This is a genomic window from Streptococcus ovis DSM 16829 (genome assembly GCF_000380125.1).
GTDB classification, from domain to species: Bacteria; Bacillota; Bacilli; order Lactobacillales; family Streptococcaceae; genus Streptococcus; species Streptococcus ovis.
In genome coordinates this window covers 74,656-92,222 of record NZ_KB904574.1, presented here as the reverse complement: position 1 = coordinate 92,222, position 17,567 = coordinate 74,656, and the positions used below count along the sequence as shown (strand labels likewise).

The window sequence follows — 17,567 nt, the reverse complement described above, 5'->3', positions numbered from 1 at the left end:
TTAATTCTCCAATTTCTTAATTTTTTCGGTAAATATGGTATTGAGTAGATGATAGATAATCTCTTGGTTACCTGTTCGGTAAATTTCCGTATAGAGATTATTTTCGATAATGGATTGGCTAATGGCTGTCATCAGGTCTCGGATTTCCTCTTTTTCACCTAACTTCGTCAGCATCACTAAGACACGCTGCACCTCTTCATGCTGATGATTCATCGAAACAGCAGAAACAGATTGGGTTAATTCGACCACTAGAAAATGACTTTCTGTCACCGTACTGGACTGGGTGTGAATCAAAGCTAAATTAGTATTAGGAATGGCTAGAGGACTTAATTCAAAACGGGATAAAAGTTTATGAGCCAGATAATCTCCATCTGTCACAAAGTCTAACCTTCTCACAATTTGTGTCACACTTTCCTCAAACTCTCTAGGATTCTCTAGAGTAAAAAGAGTAAAGTTCCGCAAAAGTTGACTAGAGGCTTCCAGATACTTCTGCAAATCATAAGATTGTTGCGGTACCAATTCTTTTCGCTCTGAAATAGTTCGATGCTCCTGAATCCGCTGCAAGGTTTCCTGCAAGGACAGAATCTCCTGTGTATTTGGAAATGTGGAAATCAACTCGATATCACGTCCTGGAATCGGCTTCGTACTCAACCAGTAATCATATTGACTAAGGTCAATATAAGGTAAATCCGTCGTACTCTTGATATCAATCCATTCGACAAAGGGGGCAATATTCTTGATTTTTGACATCAACACACTGATGGTCAGCGGACGTTCGTCTGTGACCAACAGGAGACGAATCGGGTAGATATCTGGACTTCTTCTCAGACTAGAAGCAAAGTGCAAGGTCACCAGCTCATACTCAAATTCGTTTTGAATAAAGGTCGGGAAAATATCCCGCATCACCAAGCTGACAATACTATACAAAAATTGATTCTGCTGGGCAGCCAGATAGGCTACATTTGTGGTTGCTCGCTCTGGAAAGAGAATAGGAACCGCCAAACTCAACCGCACATGGTTAAAGAGCAATCGAAATAGGAGTTTGTCCTTAAAAAAATCAATTTTTGTAAAACGCGAAACGGCATCCACTAGTTGAGAAATTCCATAGTAAAATTCACTATCAAATTTCTCACGAAAAAGAGGGACCTCTTGTCGCTTAATAATGACCTCGTCTAAGATATTAGCAAAGTAAATAATCTCTTGCAAATTATAAAATCTTTTCGTTGCTTTGGCCAAATCTGCAAACACTTTTTGCGAAAAATCCAATGCTTCCTTAGACACATTGACTGCTGAAGCAAGCTCTTCTTGATTATCTGCTAAGCCCAGCAAAATAACCAAGAATTCCCGCAATTTAGGATCGACTTCTCCCAAAACTGTTTGATAGTTTTCAAAAATCAAACGAGCTATTTGAATGGTCTCTTTTTTCAAGACAGGAAATGCTTCATATTGGTCTTGCCAGAAATCCTGTATCGAAATAGCATTACTGAGTAGAATCGCTAAAAAACGACGTTTTTGAGCCGAATACCCTTGAATTTGATAGCCCCTCTTCCTTTGAATTTCTAAATCAAATTCCTGTAGCCGTTTTTCAATCTCCGAAATATCTTGAATTACCGTCACATTAGATACCCAGAAAAGCTCCTGAAGTTCTTCATTGATGACCGGTTCCCGACTGGTTAAAAGGTGATAAGTGATTCGTATCAAGCGTTCGCTGGCAGAATGTTCTGCTGTCACTTGAGTTTCTGATAAACGGCTAACATCTCCTGCCAGATAATACTTCTTCCCATCCTTGATGATTTGTATATCCTGTCCAGCTAAGGTCATGGTCAAATCTGACAAGGTTCGATAGACTGTGCGGGAAGAGACCTGCAAAATGTCTGCCATTTCTTTCAATGAAAGCTTCCCTACTTGGAGGAAAGCTTTCACTAGTTGTTCTTCACGTTTTGTTAATAGCATATAGTTACATTATACTACTTTAAATTTATTTGTGCATTCTTGCCACAATTTTATCATATTCTGGTGTCGTCACCACACTGTCTACGACTAAAAGTTGAGCATTTGGAGCTGCTGCTTGCACATCAGCCTGTTGTTCAATCGTTGTAACGACAAGAATATTTTTCGCATTGTGCTCACCGAGCGTTGCGTAAGGCACTGTTGCAACTGGAATGTGAATGCCTTTATTTTTGAAAATTGCACGAAGGGTCTCTTGGCCCATGGTTGCAGAACCTTGTGCATTTCCGTAAGCAAAGACTACTTCATCAATCTGATTGAGGTCAACTTCAGCAACTGCTTCTGCCGAAGTTGTTTCAAACTTTGGGGAAGCATCACCTGCCAATTTTGCAATAATTTCATCATATTTTGGTGAAGTCAAGAAGTTATCTACTGCCACATGAACAGCGCTTGGTGTGCGTTGTGCTGCACGTGCTGCCAATTCTTCTTGAGTCACAATAAGAGTGTTTGGCTCATCTGTCAAGTTTGAAATAGCTTTGTTGGTTACAGGAATATCCAAACCAGCTTTTTTCACTTTATCACGCAAGAGTGATGCACCCATTGCTGAGCTACCCATACCCGCGTCACAAGCAAAGATAATTTGTTTCACATTGTCTGTTGAAATTTCTGCTGAAACAGGGGCTGCTTGACCTTTTGCCTGTGCTTTTGCTGCTTTTGTTGCTGCTTGCGCTTCAGCAAGATCATCGCCTTCAGATTTGTCTGCTTTCAAAATTGCTGACGCTACCAAGAATGATACCAAGGCACCGACAAATATACCAGCGACAACCGCCACATGACTACCTTTTGCTGTCGCCAACAAAATCGCGATAATTGAACCTGGTGAGGCAGGACTTGCAAGACCTGCGCCGAGCAATTGATTTACAAAAGTACCAGATACACCACCTGCAATAACCGCAAGGAACATAAGAGGTTTCATCATGACATATGGGAAGTAGATTTCATGGATACCACCAAAGAAGTGGATAATGCTTGCACCCCAAGATGATGATTTAGCTGACCCCTTACCAAAAATACCGTAAGCTAACAAGATACCAAGACCTGGTCCAGGGTTTGCTTCGATCAAGTAAAGAATAGATTTACCTGTTGCAGCTACTTGTTCTGTACCAAGTGGAGTAAAGATACCGTGGTTAATCGCGTTATTCAAGAAAAGAATTTTAGCAGGCTCAACCAAGATATTGGCAAGTGGTAAGAGTTTAGCATTCACGATTGCTTCTACACCAGTACCAAGAAGATCTGTCAAGGTTGATACAACAGGACCAACTGCAAGGTAAGCTAAGATGACAAGAGCAAAGCCGATCAAACCAGCTGAGAAGTTGTTGACCAACATTTCGAAACCTGGACGAATTTTATGCTGAAAAGCTTCATCAAATTTCTTAATGCACCACCCTCCGAGAGGACCCATAATCATGGCACCGATAAACATTGGTACAGAAGCACCGGCAACAGCACCAAATGTTGCAATAGCACCTACTACTGCCCCACGTTGACCGTGAACCATATGACCTCCGGTGTAACCAATCAAAAGTGGCAATAAGTATGTGATAGCAGGGCCTACCATAGCACCAAGGTGTTCATTCGGCGTCCATCCTGTTGGAATAAAGAGCGAGGTCAAAACACCCCATGCAATGAAGGCACCAATATTAGGCATCACCATATTTGATAAAGACGTACCGAGTTTCTGAACTCGAACTTTCAAAGAAGATTGTGTATCCATTTCTTCTCCTCCTATAAATAAGATGCAAAATCTTCATCAATTGGTCTATGCAACTTTCAAAAGATTTTGTTCATTTTTTGATAAGTCTATTATACATTGCCCTTTATGGCAAGAAAACTCAAATTTTGTCACAATTTTTGTGACAAATATGTAAAAACTTTTCACCTGTCATTATTTTAAAGAAAAAGCCTGAGATAAGAACCTCAGACTTTCATTATTTCTCTATTCAACTGTAACAGCTTTCGCAAGGTTACGTGGTTTATCTACATCCAAACCACGTTGTAATGAAGCATAGTAAGCTATCAACTGTGTTGGGATAACCATAGCAATCGGTGCAAGGTATGGATGTACTTTGTTGACGATAATGTCATCACCTTCTTTGTCCAATCCTTCTTCTACGATTGTTAAGACATTGGCACCACGCGCTGCCACTTCTTGGATATTGCCACGTGTATGGGCAGCGACGACTTCACTTGAGGAAATCAAACCAATAACTGGTGTGCCATCTTCAATAAGAGAGATGGTACCATGTTTTAATTCTCCAGCTGCAAATCCTTCACATTGAATGTAAGAAATTTCTTTCAACTTCAATGATGCTTCCATAGCTACGTAGTAGTCATTTCCACGACCAATATAGAACGCATTACGAGTTGTGCTAAGAAGATTTTGTACTTTTTCTGCAATCTCATCTTTTTCTGACAAAGTAGCTTCAATAGATTGTGCCACGATAGACAACTCATGTACCAAATCAAAATCAAAGGCTTCTTGTTTGCCATTTGCTTCGCCAACTGCTTTTGCAAGAAAAGCAAGGGCAGCTACTTGCGCTGTATAGGCTTTTGTAGAAGCGACAGCAATTTCAGGACCAGCATGAAGTAACATCGTATATGTTGCTTCACGTGAAAGGGTTGAGCCTGGTACATTGGTCACTGTCAAACTTGGAATACCTGCTGCGTTTGCTTTTACCAATACTTGGCGGCTATCTGCTGTTTCACCAGACTGACTAAGAAGGATAAACATTGGTTTTTCGCTCAAAAGTGGCATATTGTAGCCCCATTCGGAAGCCACACCCAGTTCAACCGGTGTATCTGTCAGTTTTTCAAGCATAGCTTTTGACGCAAAGCCAGCATTATAAGACGTTCCTGCAGCAAGAATATAGATTCGGTCTGCTTCCTGAACTGACTTGATAATCGCTGGATCAACAGTCATCTTACCATTTGCATCTGCGTAAGTAGAAATCAATTTCCGCATAACAGTCGGTTGCTCATCGATTTCTTTCAACATATAGTAAGGATATGTTCCTTTACCGATATCAGACAAGTCTAATTCAGCAGTGTATGAATCACGTTTGATTTCATTTCCTTCGTAGTCCGTCACTGTGACAGAATCTTTTGTCAAAACAACCAATTCTTTATCATGGATTTCCATAAATTCGCTCGTTTCGCGAATCATGGCCATCGCATCTGAGCAGACCATGTTGTAGCCATCACCAAGACCAATCAAGAGCGGTGATTTGTTTTTAGCAACCAAAACAGTATCAGGATTTTCTGCATCAACCAAAGCGAAAGCATAAGATCCTTCAATGATGTTCAAGGCTTTTTTGAAAGCTTCAAGAACTGACAAACCGTCTTCTACAAATTGACCAATCAAATGAACAGCAATTTCCGTGTCTGTTTGACCTTTGAAAGTATGACCTGCTAACATTTCCTTGATTTGCAAGTAGTTTTCAATCACACCATTGTGAACCAAGACAAAACGTCCTGTTTCTGATGTATGTGGGTGGGCATTGTCTTCTGAGGCTGGACCATGTGTTGCCCAGCGTGTGTGACCAATCCCAGTCGTCCCTGCCACATCAATACCAAGTTTACTGCGAAGATCAGCAATGCGACCAACTGACTTGATGAGACGTCCATCATTAGCCCCATTTGAGACATAGATACCTGCTGAATCATAACCACGGTATTCTAACTTTTCCAATCCTTGCATCAGGATATCCGTTGCATTCTTATTTCCTACAACACCAACGATTCCACACATAAGTTTTCCTCTGCTACTCTATTAGAGTAGCTCTCCTTTTATTTTAAAATTGGTATAGTCTAATTTATAAGTCAAAAAAACTAACAAAATCAGTATATATCAAGATTTTATGATTGTCAACAAAAAAATTGGTATAGTCTAATTTATAAAAAAACTAACTCTATTGAGCTAGTCCAGTTTCGATAAAGCCAAATTTTCCTAAAGGACTAATTCTAAATGTTAGCCGCCCAACAATTTGTTGATCTGCAATCAGTCCAAACTCACGGCTATCTCTTGTATCAGTCCGCTTATCATTCAATATGAGATACGATCCCTTCGGTACTACTACATGGGCATCATCTGTCAAACTAGCAATTGTCATGTCCTGTGTATAGTATTCCCCCATCCCTTCACGAGTTAGATAGGCTTCATGCACAATTTCTTGATTGCGATACAGTACATCATCCATATAGGTCACACTATCTCCTGCCATGGCAATGACACGTCCAACATATTTCTTATTTTTTACCGTATACAAAACAAAATCGCCATACTGTATTTCTGAATTTCTTTTTGCAAGAATCACTTCCTCTTTTGCTAGATAATGATTGGCCATTTGTTCATTGATCCGAACAGGCTCAAAAACCCAAACTCGTAGGGCGAGTATGCCTATTATCAAAACCAGTATCAGTGCTATATGCTGAAATAAATCTCTCTTTACCATCGATTCTCCAATCTCTCCAGTTATTAGTATAGCATACTTTACCAAATATTGTCTAAAAGATTTATTGCATCAAGGCAGAATAAATTGCTTCAGCAATGACTCGATTTCCCAAAGGAGTCAAATGCAAACCGTCGCTGTAATATTCCAAATGACCTTCTGTCACTGGATAGAGATTCACAAATGGCAGATGATATTCAGTGGCAATTTGTGGAATGATTTCTTGCAAGTCATCTCGCACCACATCATTATTTAGACCAAAGCGACTAGTTGGGATATAAGGCGGAACGACCAGAAGAACATCTGGTTGACTAGTCATGGACACATATAAGTCCACTAACTCTCGGTACTCTTTCACAAATTGACTACGATTCCAAAAAGTTGGGCGACTATCATTGCTACCAATCATAATAATCACAATATCTGCCTCACTCTCCAAAGAAAGCTTAGCATTTTTTTCCTCTAAATACGGATATTCAGTCGTAGAAAGGAGAGAGCGACCACTCAATCCAAAATTGGATACTCGATAATGCGATCCTAATTTTTCTAACAAAATAGACGGATAAGCGTCTTGTACCCTATTTTCTAAACCATATCCATATGTCAAGCTATCACCAACAGCCGCAACCTTAATCGCTCCAGTTCCTAACTCTAAAACGCTAGGATTCATCACATCTTCCATTCTATTTCCTGACTTCTTTTCTAATATTTCCATTCTATCATGTTTAGACAAATAAAGAAACTGTCCTGTTTTGTGTTATACTAGACATATGAAGAAACAAATCATTATAATAGGTGGAGGGATTGTTGGTTCCACAGCTGCCTACTACTTGTCAACATCTAAAGATACCAGTGTTACCTTAATTGATAAGGGGATTGGAACTGCAACACGTGCTGCAGCCGGTATTATCAGTCCCTGGCTCTCTCAACGTCGCAATCAAAATTGGTATCAATTAACGGCACAGGGAGCAGCTTTTTATCAACAATTAATGGAAGACTTAACTGAGGCTGGCGTGAAGCAACTTCCCTATAAACAAACAGGTACACTCGTATTTAAGCAAAAACCTGAACTATTGGAGAAATTGTATCGGCTTGCCGTTCAACGAAGAACCGAAGCACCAATGTTAGGTGAACTTTCCATTCTTGATGCAAAAGGCATTCGCTCGCATATCAGTGATTGGCAGGGAACCGACGGGGCAGTCTTGACAAGTGGTGGGGGCCGTGTTGATGGTGGAGCTCTCCTAGATATTCTTCAAGAACTATTCGTCCAAAATGGTGGTCGAATGATCAAAGGTGAGGCACACCTACTCCCCAACAATATTGTTGCAGTGGGACCAGAATCACTGACATATGATCACGTCCTACTAACTGGCGGGGCTTGGTTGCCAGAATTACTAGCCCCTCTCTCTTATCAAGTCGATATCCGCCCGCAAAAAGGACAATTACTAGAAGTAAAAACAGATGATAATACCAATCATTGGCCGGGTTGTATGCTTCAAGGAGAAATAGACATATTACCATTTGAACAGGGAAGATTAGTGATTGGGGCAACACACGAAGATAAAATGGGCTTTGATTTAGAAATCGATACAAAACACATCCAGCATATGAAAACCACTGCTGAAAAAATGCTACCAAGAATTGCTCAATACCCTATTTCTGCAATCCGTGTTGGTACAAGGGCCTATACTTCTGATTACCTGCCCTTTTATGGACCATTGGCGGATAAATCTTCCATCTGGGTAGCTAGTGGTCTTGGATCATCAGGTCTGACTTCAGGTCCTTTCATTGGTTGGCAAATTGCACAGGAATTGCAAGGAAAATCAACAGGATTTAACCGCAGACCATATAGCCCAAATTCCTATATCATTAAAAAATAATCCACGAAAACAGTGGATATTTCAACACTAAAAAAACCTATCAAAAGATAGGCTTTTTCATTTGATTACAATACTGTACGAACACGCATTGTGTTAGTAGAACCTGATACACCGACAGGCACACCTGCGACGATAACGATGTTATCTCCTGGTTCAACCAAACCAGCTTTAAGTGCTTCACGTTCCGCCAATTCAAACATATCATCAGTTGATTTTGGTTTTTCTGTTACAACTGGAATAACACCCCAGTTGAGCATCATTGATTTTTGAACTTTTTCAGTAAATGTAACAGCCAAAATGTCTGCGTCAGGACGATATTTAGAAATAGCACGTGCTGAATAACCTGTTTCAGTTACAGTAACAACCAATTTGATATTCATTGAGTGACAAGCATCTTTAACTGCTGATGCGATAACTTCTGTTTTAGATTTACGATCAAATTTATCTGATGACAAACGACCATACTCTTCTAAAAGTGTTTGAGCATTTTTCACAATAGTTGCCATGGCTTGCACAGATTGCAATGGGTATTTACCATTTGCAGATTCACCTGAAAGCATTGTTGCATCTGTACCATCAATAACAGCATTGAAGACGTCAGAAACTTCAGAACGAGTTGCACGAGGTTTTTCAGTCATTGTTTCAAGCATGTTTGTTGCAGTGATAACTGATTTACCAGCAGCATTCACTTTTGTAATGATTTGTTTTTGGTAAACTGGAACCATTTCAAATGGTACTTCAATCCCCATATCACCACGCGCAATCATGATACCATCAGCAGCTTCGATGATTTCATCCAAGTTATCGATACCTTGTTGGTTTTCGATTTTTGCATAAAGACGAACATGGTCGTTACCTGTTTCTTTACAAATTGCACGAACTGCTTCAACGTCTTTTGCTGAACGAACAAATGAAATTGCAATATAGTTCAAGCCATTTTCAAGACCAAAGCGGATATCAGCATCATCACGTTCTGCCAATGATGGGAAAGGAATTTTAGTGTAAGGAATGTTTACACCTTTTTGTTTCGCAATCACGCCATCGTTTTCAACTTCAACGATAAATTCACGTTTTTCAGCATCTTTATCAATGACTTTCAAACCAAGTTTACCATCATCAACAAGGACTTGTTTCCCAACTTCAACATCGTCAAAAACATCAAGAGCACCTGCAACGTTCAAAGCAATCACGTCACGAGTTGATTTGATACCTTGTTTTGTTGCAACACGAATCACTTCACCAGTTTTGTATGAAAATTCTTTTGCATCACCTTCAAACAATTCTGTACGAATTTCAGGACCTTTTGTATCCAAAAGGAAACCAACTTTTTGACCTGCAATCTCTTCTGCACGACGAACAGTTGCCATACGAGCACCTTGTTCTTCATGGTCACCATGTGAGAAGTTGAAACGGAAAACATTGGCACCAGCTTCAATCAAAGAAGCAATAGTTTTTGCTGATGTTTCTACATCAAGTGGCTCACCCCAGTAACCATCGTCACCGAATTTTTTACCACCGCGCGTTTCAACGGCTGGACCAAGTGTTGCAACGATTTTGACACGTTTGTTCATTGTTTTAGATTCTCCTAATTATTCTTTTATCTTTTAAAGATTATATACCATTAACGACGTAACTCACGATTTAAAACAGCAAAGTCAAGTTTCGCTTTATGTGGGTTATTCACTACAATACCACCTTCAGCATCTAAGCTAAAGAGAGCATTTTCTTCTGCTGAACCAAGGATTGGGTTTTCTACAAGGTGTCCATCACGCACACCAACTGCAAGGCCACCCTTACCTTCTTTCAGAAGTGCAACTGCATGAGCACCCATACGTGATGCAAGAACGCGGTCACGTGGAGTTGGGCTACCACCACGGAGAAGGTGACCAAGGTTTGTCGCACGAAGATCACTTGTATCTCCTGCTTCTTTCATCTTCTTCGTAAACTCGTCAGCTGACATGACACCTTCTGCAAGGACGATGATTGCATGGCTCTTACCACGTTTTTCATAACCATCCATGTTACGTTTTACTACTTCATTGATATCGTACTCTTCTTCAGGAATGATGATTTGGTCTGCACCAGTTGCAAGTCCTGTCCAAAGTGCGATGTCCCCAGCATGGCGACCCATCACTTCAACAACGAAAGTACGTTTGTGACTGTAAGATGTATCACAAATTTTATCGATAGCTTCAACAGCTGTGTGAACAGCTGTATCAAAACCAATTGTGTAGTCTGTTCCAACAATATCGTTATCAATTGTACCAGGTACACCAATTGCTGGGAAGCCATGTTCTGTCAAGCGCATCGCACCATGATAAGAACCGTCTCCACCAATAACGACTACACCTTCGATCCCATGTTTTTTCAACTGTTCAATCCCTTTTAATTGGCCTTCTAATTTGGCAAATTCTGGGTAGCGTGCAGATTTCAAAAATGTACCACCACGTGAGAGAATATTGGTTACACCTTTTGTGTCGAATTGGAAGATATCTCCATCAACCATCCCAGCGTAGCCGCGGTTGATCCCGAACACTTCCATTCCTTCATAAAGTGCCTTGCGAACAACTGCACGAATAGCAGCATTCATACCAGGGGCGTCTCCACCACTGGTCAAAACAGCAATACGTTTCATTCGTTAATGCTCCTTTAAATTTTCATTTTAACTGTATTATTATATCACAATAAACCGCATTATGCTTGACTTTTTCATAGTTTTTATCGAAAAACCGTTTTCAATGAAATCCCTTGTAACTTTTCTTGCAATTCTGGTGATTTTTGAACATGAAACCCTTCTAGTTGCACCGTTTTATTTTCCGTTTTATAGTGCAAAATCACTGGAACTGTTCCTGGATAGTTTTCTAAGATATGGGCAATATCCATATCATGCTGATGATCTTCTACTAATACCCAGAATTTCTCATTGGTGATGTGTTCTAAACTTTCGAGAATTAGCTGCAAGTGATGATCTCTTTCCTGCACACGACCCATCATGTAGAAAATAGCCCCTTCTGTCAAATCAGACATGTACCGACGATAAACATCTGGAAAAAGCGTAACATCTAGTTTTTGTTTGGTATCTGTCACCTGCACAAAGGCCATCTGCTCGCCTGTTTTTTTTGTACGGATGATTCGAATTTGCTGAATTTGCACTAGAATAGTTACCCTTTCACCCTGTACGAGATCAGATAAAGGCGTAAAGGAACGCTGGGCACTTTGACCTATTTTGATTAAAGGATGAGGGCTGATGCCAACTCCAATAATGCCCTGCTCTAGTTCATATTTCTCACTATCCGTATAATCTTCTGCATCCACCCAACTATATTCTGCTTCAGCAAAAAAACTCCCAAATGCTTCTGAGAAAACAAAGAGATTTTCAAGATTGCTGATGATTTTTTGACGGTTCTTATCAAAAATATCAAATAAGCCAAGCTGAATAAGCGGCCTTAACATTTCCTCTTTTTTATAGTGATTCGGTACTTGTAGAATAAAATCCTCTACACTTTTAAATGGACGATTTTCAACAATCCAAAAGAGAAAATCTTTAGGGATTCCCTTGATATTTTTCAAGCCCATAAAGATATTTTTTTGATCAAACTTGTCATGATAAGGAATGGTATTAATGGAAAGAGGAGCAATCTTGAAATCAAATTGAAGAGCATCTGTGATGTAGTCACTACTAGAATAGTTCAGCATGATATCAAAGAAAATATCAGGATAATGCGTTTTGAAATAGGCTAACTGAAAAGCAAGGGCCGAATAGGCATAGGCATGGCTTCGGTTAAATCCATAACCCGCAAACTTGGCCATCATCACAAAAATATCTTTTGCTTTTTGTTCCTCATGGCCTAATCGCTGGGCACCTGTTAGAAATTCTGCTTCCATCTTCTGCATTTCAGTAGCATCTTTCTTGGACATCGCTCGACGAAGCAAGTCGGCTTTTCCTAGTGTGAAGCCAGCATAGCGTTGCGCAATCTGCATGACCTGCTCCTGATACAGCATAATGCCATATGTTGGCTGTAAAATATCAGCAATCGAATCATCTAGTAAATCAATTCTCTCCTGTCCATGCTTGCGTTTCACAAAATTGTCGGAATAATCACTTGCTCCGGGACGATTTAGACTGGTTGTAGCCACAATGTCTTCAAATCGACTTGGCCGCACCCGTTTCAACAGATTGATGGCACCGGGTTGCTCAAATTGGAAAATCCCTTTCGTTTGGCCCGATGCGAATAGACCTAAAGTTGCTTCATCTTCCAAGTCAATCTCTTCAATGATGATACTGGTCCCATATTTCTCTTCCACAGCCTCTTTCATTTTTTGAACAAAAGTCAGATTACGCAGACCAAGAAAATCCATTTTCAAGAGACCATTCGCTTCAACGGCGTGGGCATCATACTGGGTAATCAGCATATCCTCACCCTGCTTGAGCGGAATGACATCGGTTAAGTCGTTGTCACTCATGACAACACCTGCTGCGTGAATAGAAGTCTGTCTTGGTTGCCCTTCAATCTGTCTTGCCAGTCCAAAAGCCTTCTGATACTCAGGCTTGCTATTAATCAGCTGGCGAAAAGAGGCATTACGCTCATAGGCAGATTGCAAGGTATCGCGGAAGGAAATTTTCTTTGTTAAGTTGCTCAATTCATATTCAGGTGTACCGAAACGCTTAAAGACATCCCGTATAGCCTGTCTAGCACCAAAGGTCGAATAAGTCACAATTTGAGCAGTATGCATACTGCCGTATCGCTCACGGACATAGCGAATAAACTCACCCCGATAAATGTCTGGAATGTCAATGTCAATATCTGGCATACTGAAACGCTCAACATTTAGAAAGCGTTCAAAGAGCAACTGATGGCGAACTGGATCTATCCCTGTAATATTTAAAGCATAGGCAACCAAGCTACCAACTGCTGAGCCACGTCCCATTCCCATATAGTATCCTTGACTGCGACCAAATCGAAGTAAATCCCAGACAATGAGAAAATAATCATCAAAACCCATCTGGTGGATAGTCCTCAGTTCTTGTTGCAAACGCTGAGTGTATGCTGTGCTTGTCAAGCCCTTAGCACGCAAGCCTGTTTCTGCTTTTTCACGTAATTCGTCGACCGCAGGACGTTCCCGATTAAAACGAGGAAGTTTTAATTCCTTATCCAATTCATAGTGGACATCCACTAGCAGATTTTCCAAATTTTGAACTGCTTCTGGAAATCGCTCAGAAAATAATCCTTTTAATTGTTCGGGGCCATAGAGGTATTGATGGCCAGCTACATCTCCCACTTGACTTAAACTCACATTGTCTCGAATAGCATGTAAAACTTGGAGAGTTTCCAGTTCAGAGGGTTCAAAATAACGAACTGTATGAAAAGGCAAAGTCGGATAGATAAAATCTTGCTTAGGCGTATCTGGTCTGACCCCAATATACATCTTTTGATGCCAACGAAATGAAGGCATATCCTCACTAAACGGAAGAATCAAGGCTACATCTGAAAAATATTGCTGGAGGTTCGTCACATCTTTTTGTCCCATCATACGAGCAGTTGATAGCTTTAAAAGTTGCTGGTAGCCTTTACTATTTAAGGCTAAACAGTGTAGTATGAACGGTTGTCCCTCAAATTCAAGTTCGAATTCACACCCGATTACTGGCTGAATTCCATTACGGTAGCAAGCTTCCATAAAGGAATAAGCAGCATACAGATTGTTACGATCCATTATTCCTAAATGGGTATAGCCCAAATCTTTAGCACGCGCAACGTATTTATCAATGGTAATCGTACTATCCATAAAAGTATAGACCGTTTTCGTATCGATTTGAGCCAGCATCAGTATTCTCCTTTGTCTTTTATTCTATTATACAAAAAAAATATGAAAAGCTCTACATTGACTGGTTATAAGCTTATTTTGCAGCAATCACTCCTTGTCTCATAAACACCAAATGAGCTACCTATCTCAAAAAATTTTAAAAAAACATAAAAAGTACTTGCAAATTCATTTTCATTGATGTATTATATATATAGTACAAAGATACAAATAGTATCTCATCATTTGAATTTCCCTTTTTCTTCAATAAAAGGAAATTAGAAAGGATTAGTCATATGGCTTGGAAATTTGATAATAAAATCCCCATTTATACGCAGATTAGTAATATCATCAAACTCCAAATTGTAACGAAGCAATTACAATCTGGTGATAAATTACCAACGGTACGTGACCTAGCAGAAACGTCAGGTGTCAATCCAAATACCGTCCAGCGCGCGCTCTCGGATCTTGAAACGGAAGGATTTGTCTACTCAGTCCGAACAACAGGACGTTTCGTGACCGACAATATTGAGCTCATCGCTAAAACACGTATTGAATTGGCACAACAAGAGCTGGAAAATTTTGTAACCAATATGCTCAATTTAGGCTTTGAAAAAGAAGAGCTGATCCAACAATTGGAACAGTTCATGAAGGGAGAATAATATGGAAAATCAATTGAATCTTGTCGAATTCCAACAAGTATCAAAATCTTACGGTGGCCTCGTTGCTTTGAACAATATCAACCTCAAATTAGGTGCTGGTAAAATCATTGGACTCTTAGGTCCTAACGGCTCTGGTAAAACAACCTTTATCAAGCTGTTGAATGGTCTTCTTCAACCAGAATACGGTCAAATTCTGATCAACGGTCATACTCCTTCACCTGAAACCAAGCAGATTGTTTCTTACTTACCAGACACAACCTACCTTGATGAAAACATGAAGATTACAGATGCCCTTGCCTTTTTCAAAGACTTCTATGCGGACTTTGATGAAGCACGCGCTCTTCACCTTCTCCAAGATTTGAATATTGATGTCAGCAGTCGTATGAAACATCTGTCAAAAGGAAATAAGGAAAAAGTACAACTCATCCTTGTGATGAGTCGCCAAGCGCAACTCTATGTTTTAGATGAACCAATCGGTGGAGTTGACCCTGCTGCGCGCGACTATATCTTAAAAACAATCATTAACAACTACTCGCCTACTGCTTCAGTCATTATCTCTACTCACTTAATATCAGATATCGAACAAGTATTAGACGAAGTCATCTTCCTGCAACGAGGCAGCGTTGTTCGTCATGGAAATGTTGATGACTTACGGATTGAAAGCGGAGAGTCCATTGACGAATTGTTCCGTCGTGATTTTAGAGCCTAAGTGTGAAAGGAGATATTATGTTTGGAAAATTATTAAAATACGAGTTTAAATCTCTCGGAAAATGGTACCTTAGTTTATACGCAATCGTCACTCTGCTATCAGTCGTGATTGGTATTTGGATTCGCTCTTTAGTCGCTCGCCAAGAATCCACTCCTGAATTATCCGAAGCAGAAGGCTGGCTCTTTGGGATTGTCCTCTTTGCTTTTGCACTTGTGATTGCTGGTTTGATGATTTCAACCTTCCTAGTGGTTGTTCGTCGTTTCTACATGAACATATATAGCCGTCAAGGTTACTTGACCATGACACTTCCAGTTACGAGCCATCAAATTATCTTGAGTAAATTTGTTGCTGCTCTTATCTGGTACACATTCTCTGGCCTAATGGTCCTCCTTGCCGGCTTCATCATTGCTGGATTAGGTATTCCTTCATACGTACTAGCAGAAGCCATGAAAGAACTGCACACCGTCATTGAATCGGCTGACTTTAGCTACCTACTCCAGTTCTTCCTAAGCTCACTTATCAGCAGTATCTCAGGAATCTTCCTAATGTATTTAGCTATTTCATTAGGCCAATTATTCAAAGACCATCGTGTTCTCATGGCTGTTGTCTTCTACATTGGGATTAACTTTGCAATCGGCGTATTTGAAACAATTTCTCTCTTCTCCATTACACCTGTCATGCTAGATGCTTACAGTTCTTATAATCCATTCCCATTCACAATGGGATTGCATCTCATCTTGATTCCAATCTTCTACTTTGGAACACATTACATCATGACAAAGAAATTGAACTTACAATAATTTATAAAGACAAGACGACTAGGGTTCGCCCTAGTCTATCTTGTATATAAAAGAAAAAAAGCACTGTTTCCAATGCTTTTCCACCAAACGGAAGACATGGGATTCGAACCCACGCACGCTGTTACACGCCTACCGCGTTTCCAACACGGCCTCTTAAGCCTCTTGAGTAATCTTCCTTCATCAAAATATGGAGCCGGTGGGAGTCGAACCCACGTCCAAACACCTGCCAACTCATTCGTCTACAACCATAGGTTATGCATTTGATTTAGCTGAACTGACGAGACATAACTCAACTCTTCAGTCAGCGAGCCCATGAATCTCTTTTGACTTAGCTAGGCAATAAATCAACGTAGCTTGCTATTTTAAGACCAATCAACAAACGCAAGCAATCTGCGACTGGTCACGCAGGCAGGTGTTTAGGCTGCTAATGCGTAAGAATTTGTATTTTTTGCAGTTATATTTAAACTGAGCGGTTACGCCGCCAATCGGGTTGCAGAACAAGCCTCATAATGCCTGTCGAATCCGTAACGACCCCTAATTGCGCTACAAATTATATTGTATCAGATTTTAATGTAAAAGGCAAAGATATTTTTTATATCTGGTTAGAAAACTAAAAACTAGAAAATGTATGGTAAAATAATAGTATGTATAAATTCTGGCAAAAAACAATTCAAGTATTGAGTGTCCTCGTCATTATAGCCACTTTCTTTATTCTCATTTGGCTCTACAAAATCGGCATTCTGAACGACCAAAATGTTCTGAAGGAATTTCTTGAGCAACAAGGGCATTATGGCAGTTTAACCTATATTGCCATTCAGATTATCCAAGTTGTTTTCCCTATCATCCCTGGAGGAGTCACAACTGTTGTGGGGTTCTTGGTATTTGGACCTATGTGGGGATTTCTAGTGAACTATGTTGGCATTATTATAGGGAGCGTTATCCTCTTCTGGTTGTCACGTACCTTTGGTAAAAAGTTTTGTCTGCTCTTCATGAAGGAAGAAACATTTTACAAATATGAAAGCAAGATTGACGATAAAAAAAGCTATGAGATTTTCTTTATTCTTTGTATGTTGTCTCCTATATCACCTGCAGATGTGCTGGTCATGATTACGGGATTGACTAGTATGAGTTACAAGAAGTTCATGACCATTATCTTACTCTGCAAACCACTTTCGATTATTGCTTATAGCTACTTCTGGATCTATGGCTCACAGCTTTTACAGCATCTGTTTAACAAATAATTATTTATAAAAAAACGAACA

At 40.0% G+C, this 17,567-nt stretch carries 13 protein-coding genes, 1 tRNA gene and 1 other RNA gene; 5 read left to right on the top strand and 10 right to left on the bottom strand.

The features are described 5' to 3' along the window. The 5 genes from A3I9_RS0105365 to A3I9_RS0105345 all read right to left on the bottom strand — a co-directional run bounded on the left by A3I9_RS0105365 (position 1) and on the right by A3I9_RS0105345 (position 7,137). Positions 1 to 1,953 carry a BglG family transcription antiterminator gene (locus tag A3I9_RS0105365; RefSeq protein ID WP_018378020.1) on the bottom strand — a complete coding sequence of 651 codons (1,953 nt, stop codon included), beginning with the start codon at positions 1,951 to 1,953 and terminating at the stop codon, positions 1 to 3. Between the two features lie 25 nt (positions 1,954 to 1,978). Then, a complete protein-coding gene (locus A3I9_RS0105360) occupies positions 1,979 to 3,721 on the bottom strand; it encodes a PTS mannitol transporter subunit IIBC (protein ID WP_018378019.1) in 1,743 nt (580 codons plus the stop codon). A gap of 222 nt (positions 3,722 to 3,943) precedes the next feature. Beyond that, positions 3,944 to 5,755 carry a glutamine--fructose-6-phosphate transaminase (isomerizing) gene (glmS, locus tag A3I9_RS0105355; RefSeq protein WP_018378018.1) on the bottom strand — a complete coding sequence of 604 codons (1,812 nt, stop codon included), beginning with the start codon at positions 5,753 to 5,755 and terminating at the stop codon, positions 3,944 to 3,946. Between the two features lie 160 nt (positions 5,756 to 5,915). After that, positions 5,916 to 6,458 carry a signal peptidase I gene (gene lepB, locus A3I9_RS0105350; RefSeq protein WP_018378017.1) on the bottom strand — a complete coding sequence of 181 codons (543 nt, stop codon included), beginning with the start codon at positions 6,456 to 6,458 and terminating at the stop codon, positions 5,916 to 5,918. A 61-nt stretch (positions 6,459 to 6,519) separates the two neighbouring features. Further along, positions 6,520 to 7,137, bottom strand: coding sequence for a GDSL-type esterase/lipase family protein (locus A3I9_RS0105345; RefSeq protein ID WP_018378016.1), 618 nt, complete (start codon positions 7,135 to 7,137; stop codon positions 6,520 to 6,522). 88 nt (positions 7,138 to 7,225) lie between these two features. Here A3I9_RS0105345 and A3I9_RS0105340 point away from each other — a divergent pair, with 88 nt between their 5' ends. Beyond that, the gene (locus tag A3I9_RS0105340) at positions 7,226 to 8,335 is read left to right on the top strand and encodes an NAD(P)/FAD-dependent oxidoreductase (protein WP_018378015.1); all 1,110 of its coding nucleotides are present in this window, start codon (positions 7,226 to 7,228) and stop codon (positions 8,333 to 8,335) included. Positions 8,336 to 8,400: 65 nt separating this feature from the next. On the opposite strand, the gene pyk is transcribed toward A3I9_RS0105340, so the two are convergent. The 3 genes from pyk to A3I9_RS0105325 all read right to left on the bottom strand — a co-directional run bounded on the left by pyk (position 8,401) and on the right by A3I9_RS0105325 (position 14,158). Continuing rightward, entirely contained in the window at positions 8,401 to 9,906 is a 1,506-nt protein-coding gene (pyk, locus tag A3I9_RS0105335; RefSeq protein ID WP_018378014.1) for a pyruvate kinase, read from the bottom strand. Between the two features lie 50 nt (positions 9,907 to 9,956). Beyond that, positions 9,957 to 10,970 carry a 6-phosphofructokinase gene (gene pfkA, locus A3I9_RS0105330; RefSeq protein ID WP_018378013.1) on the bottom strand — a complete coding sequence of 338 codons (1,014 nt, stop codon included), beginning with the start codon at positions 10,968 to 10,970 and terminating at the stop codon, positions 9,957 to 9,959. Between the two features lie 83 nt (positions 10,971 to 11,053). Next, positions 11,054 to 14,158: a DNA polymerase III subunit alpha gene (locus A3I9_RS0105325; protein WP_018378012.1), complete on the bottom strand. Its 3,105-nt coding sequence runs from the start codon at positions 14,156 to 14,158 to the stop codon at positions 11,054 to 11,056. Between the two features lie 272 nt (positions 14,159 to 14,430). Here A3I9_RS0105325 and A3I9_RS0105320 point away from each other — a divergent pair, with 272 nt between their 5' ends. The 3 genes from A3I9_RS0105320 to A3I9_RS0105310 are packed head-to-tail and all read left to right on the top strand — an operon-like array spanning position 14,431 to position 16,305. Next, positions 14,431 to 14,796, top strand: coding sequence for a GntR family transcriptional regulator (locus tag A3I9_RS0105320; RefSeq protein WP_018378011.1), 366 nt, complete (start codon positions 14,431 to 14,433; stop codon positions 14,794 to 14,796). Position 14,797: 1 nt separating this feature from the next. Then, on the top strand, positions 14,798 to 15,505 hold the full coding sequence (locus A3I9_RS0105315) for an ABC transporter ATP-binding protein (protein ID WP_018378010.1): 708 nt from the start codon (positions 14,798 to 14,800) through the stop codon (positions 15,503 to 15,505). A gap of 17 nt (positions 15,506 to 15,522) precedes the next feature. Further along, positions 15,523 to 16,305 carry a hypothetical protein gene (locus A3I9_RS0105310; protein WP_018378009.1) on the top strand — a complete coding sequence of 261 codons (783 nt, stop codon included), beginning with the start codon at positions 15,523 to 15,525 and terminating at the stop codon, positions 16,303 to 16,305. Positions 16,306 to 16,393: 88 nt separating this feature from the next. Here A3I9_RS0105310 and A3I9_RS0105305 read toward each other — a convergent pair. Together A3I9_RS0105305 and ssrA are read right to left on the bottom strand one after the other, a co-directional pair. Further along, positions 16,394 to 16,481: transfer RNA gene (locus A3I9_RS0105305), tRNA-Ser, on the bottom strand. 9 nt (positions 16,482 to 16,490) lie between these two features. Next, positions 16,491 to 16,840, bottom strand: a transfer-messenger RNA (tmRNA) gene (gene ssrA / locus A3I9_RS13185). Positions 16,841 to 16,949: 109 nt separating this feature from the next. Here ssrA and A3I9_RS0105300 point away from each other — a divergent pair. After that, the gene (locus A3I9_RS0105300; protein WP_018378008.1) at positions 16,950 to 17,546 is read left to right on the top strand and encodes a TVP38/TMEM64 family protein; all 597 of its coding nucleotides are present in this window, start codon (positions 16,950 to 16,952) and stop codon (positions 17,544 to 17,546) included. The last annotated feature ends 21 nt before the right edge of the window (positions 17,547 to 17,567 follow it).

Coding starts and splice junctions, on each gene's coding strand:
- A3I9_RS0105365 (WP_018378020.1), bottom strand. CDS start 1,953: ATGCTATTAACAAAACGTGAAGAACAACTAGTGAAAGCTTTCCTCCAA.
- A3I9_RS0105300 (WP_018378008.1), top strand. CDS start 16,950: ATGTATAAATTCTGGCAAAAAACAATTCAAGTATTGAGTGTCCTCGTC.
- A3I9_RS0105325 (WP_018378012.1), bottom strand. CDS start 14,158: ATGCTGGCTCAAATCGATACGAAAACGGTCTATACTTTTATGGATAGT.
- A3I9_RS0105310 (WP_018378009.1), top strand. CDS start 15,523: ATGTTTGGAAAATTATTAAAATACGAGTTTAAATCTCTCGGAAAATGG.
- A3I9_RS0105315 (WP_018378010.1), top strand. CDS start 14,798: ATGGAAAATCAATTGAATCTTGTCGAATTCCAACAAGTATCAAAATCT.
- A3I9_RS0105360 (WP_018378019.1), bottom strand. CDS start 3,721: ATGGATACACAATCTTCTTTGAAAGTTCGAGTTCAGAAACTCGGTACG.
- A3I9_RS0105345 (WP_018378016.1), bottom strand. CDS start 7,137: ATGGAAGATGTGATGAATCCTAGCGTTTTAGAGTTAGGAACTGGAGCG.
- A3I9_RS0105320 (WP_018378011.1), top strand. CDS start 14,431: ATGGCTTGGAAATTTGATAATAAAATCCCCATTTATACGCAGATTAGT.
- glmS (WP_018378018.1), bottom strand. CDS start 5,755: ATGTGTGGAATCGTTGGTGTTGTAGGAAATAAGAATGCAACGGATATC.
- pfkA (WP_018378013.1), bottom strand. CDS start 10,970: ATGAAACGTATTGCTGTTTTGACCAGTGGTGGAGACGCCCCTGGTATG.
- A3I9_RS0105340 (WP_018378015.1), top strand. CDS start 7,226: ATGAAGAAACAAATCATTATAATAGGTGGAGGGATTGTTGGTTCCACA.
- lepB (WP_018378017.1), bottom strand. CDS start 6,458: ATGGTAAAGAGAGATTTATTTCAGCATATAGCACTGATACTGGTTTTG.
- pyk (WP_018378014.1), bottom strand. CDS start 9,906: ATGAACAAACGTGTCAAAATCGTTGCAACACTTGGTCCAGCCGTTGAA.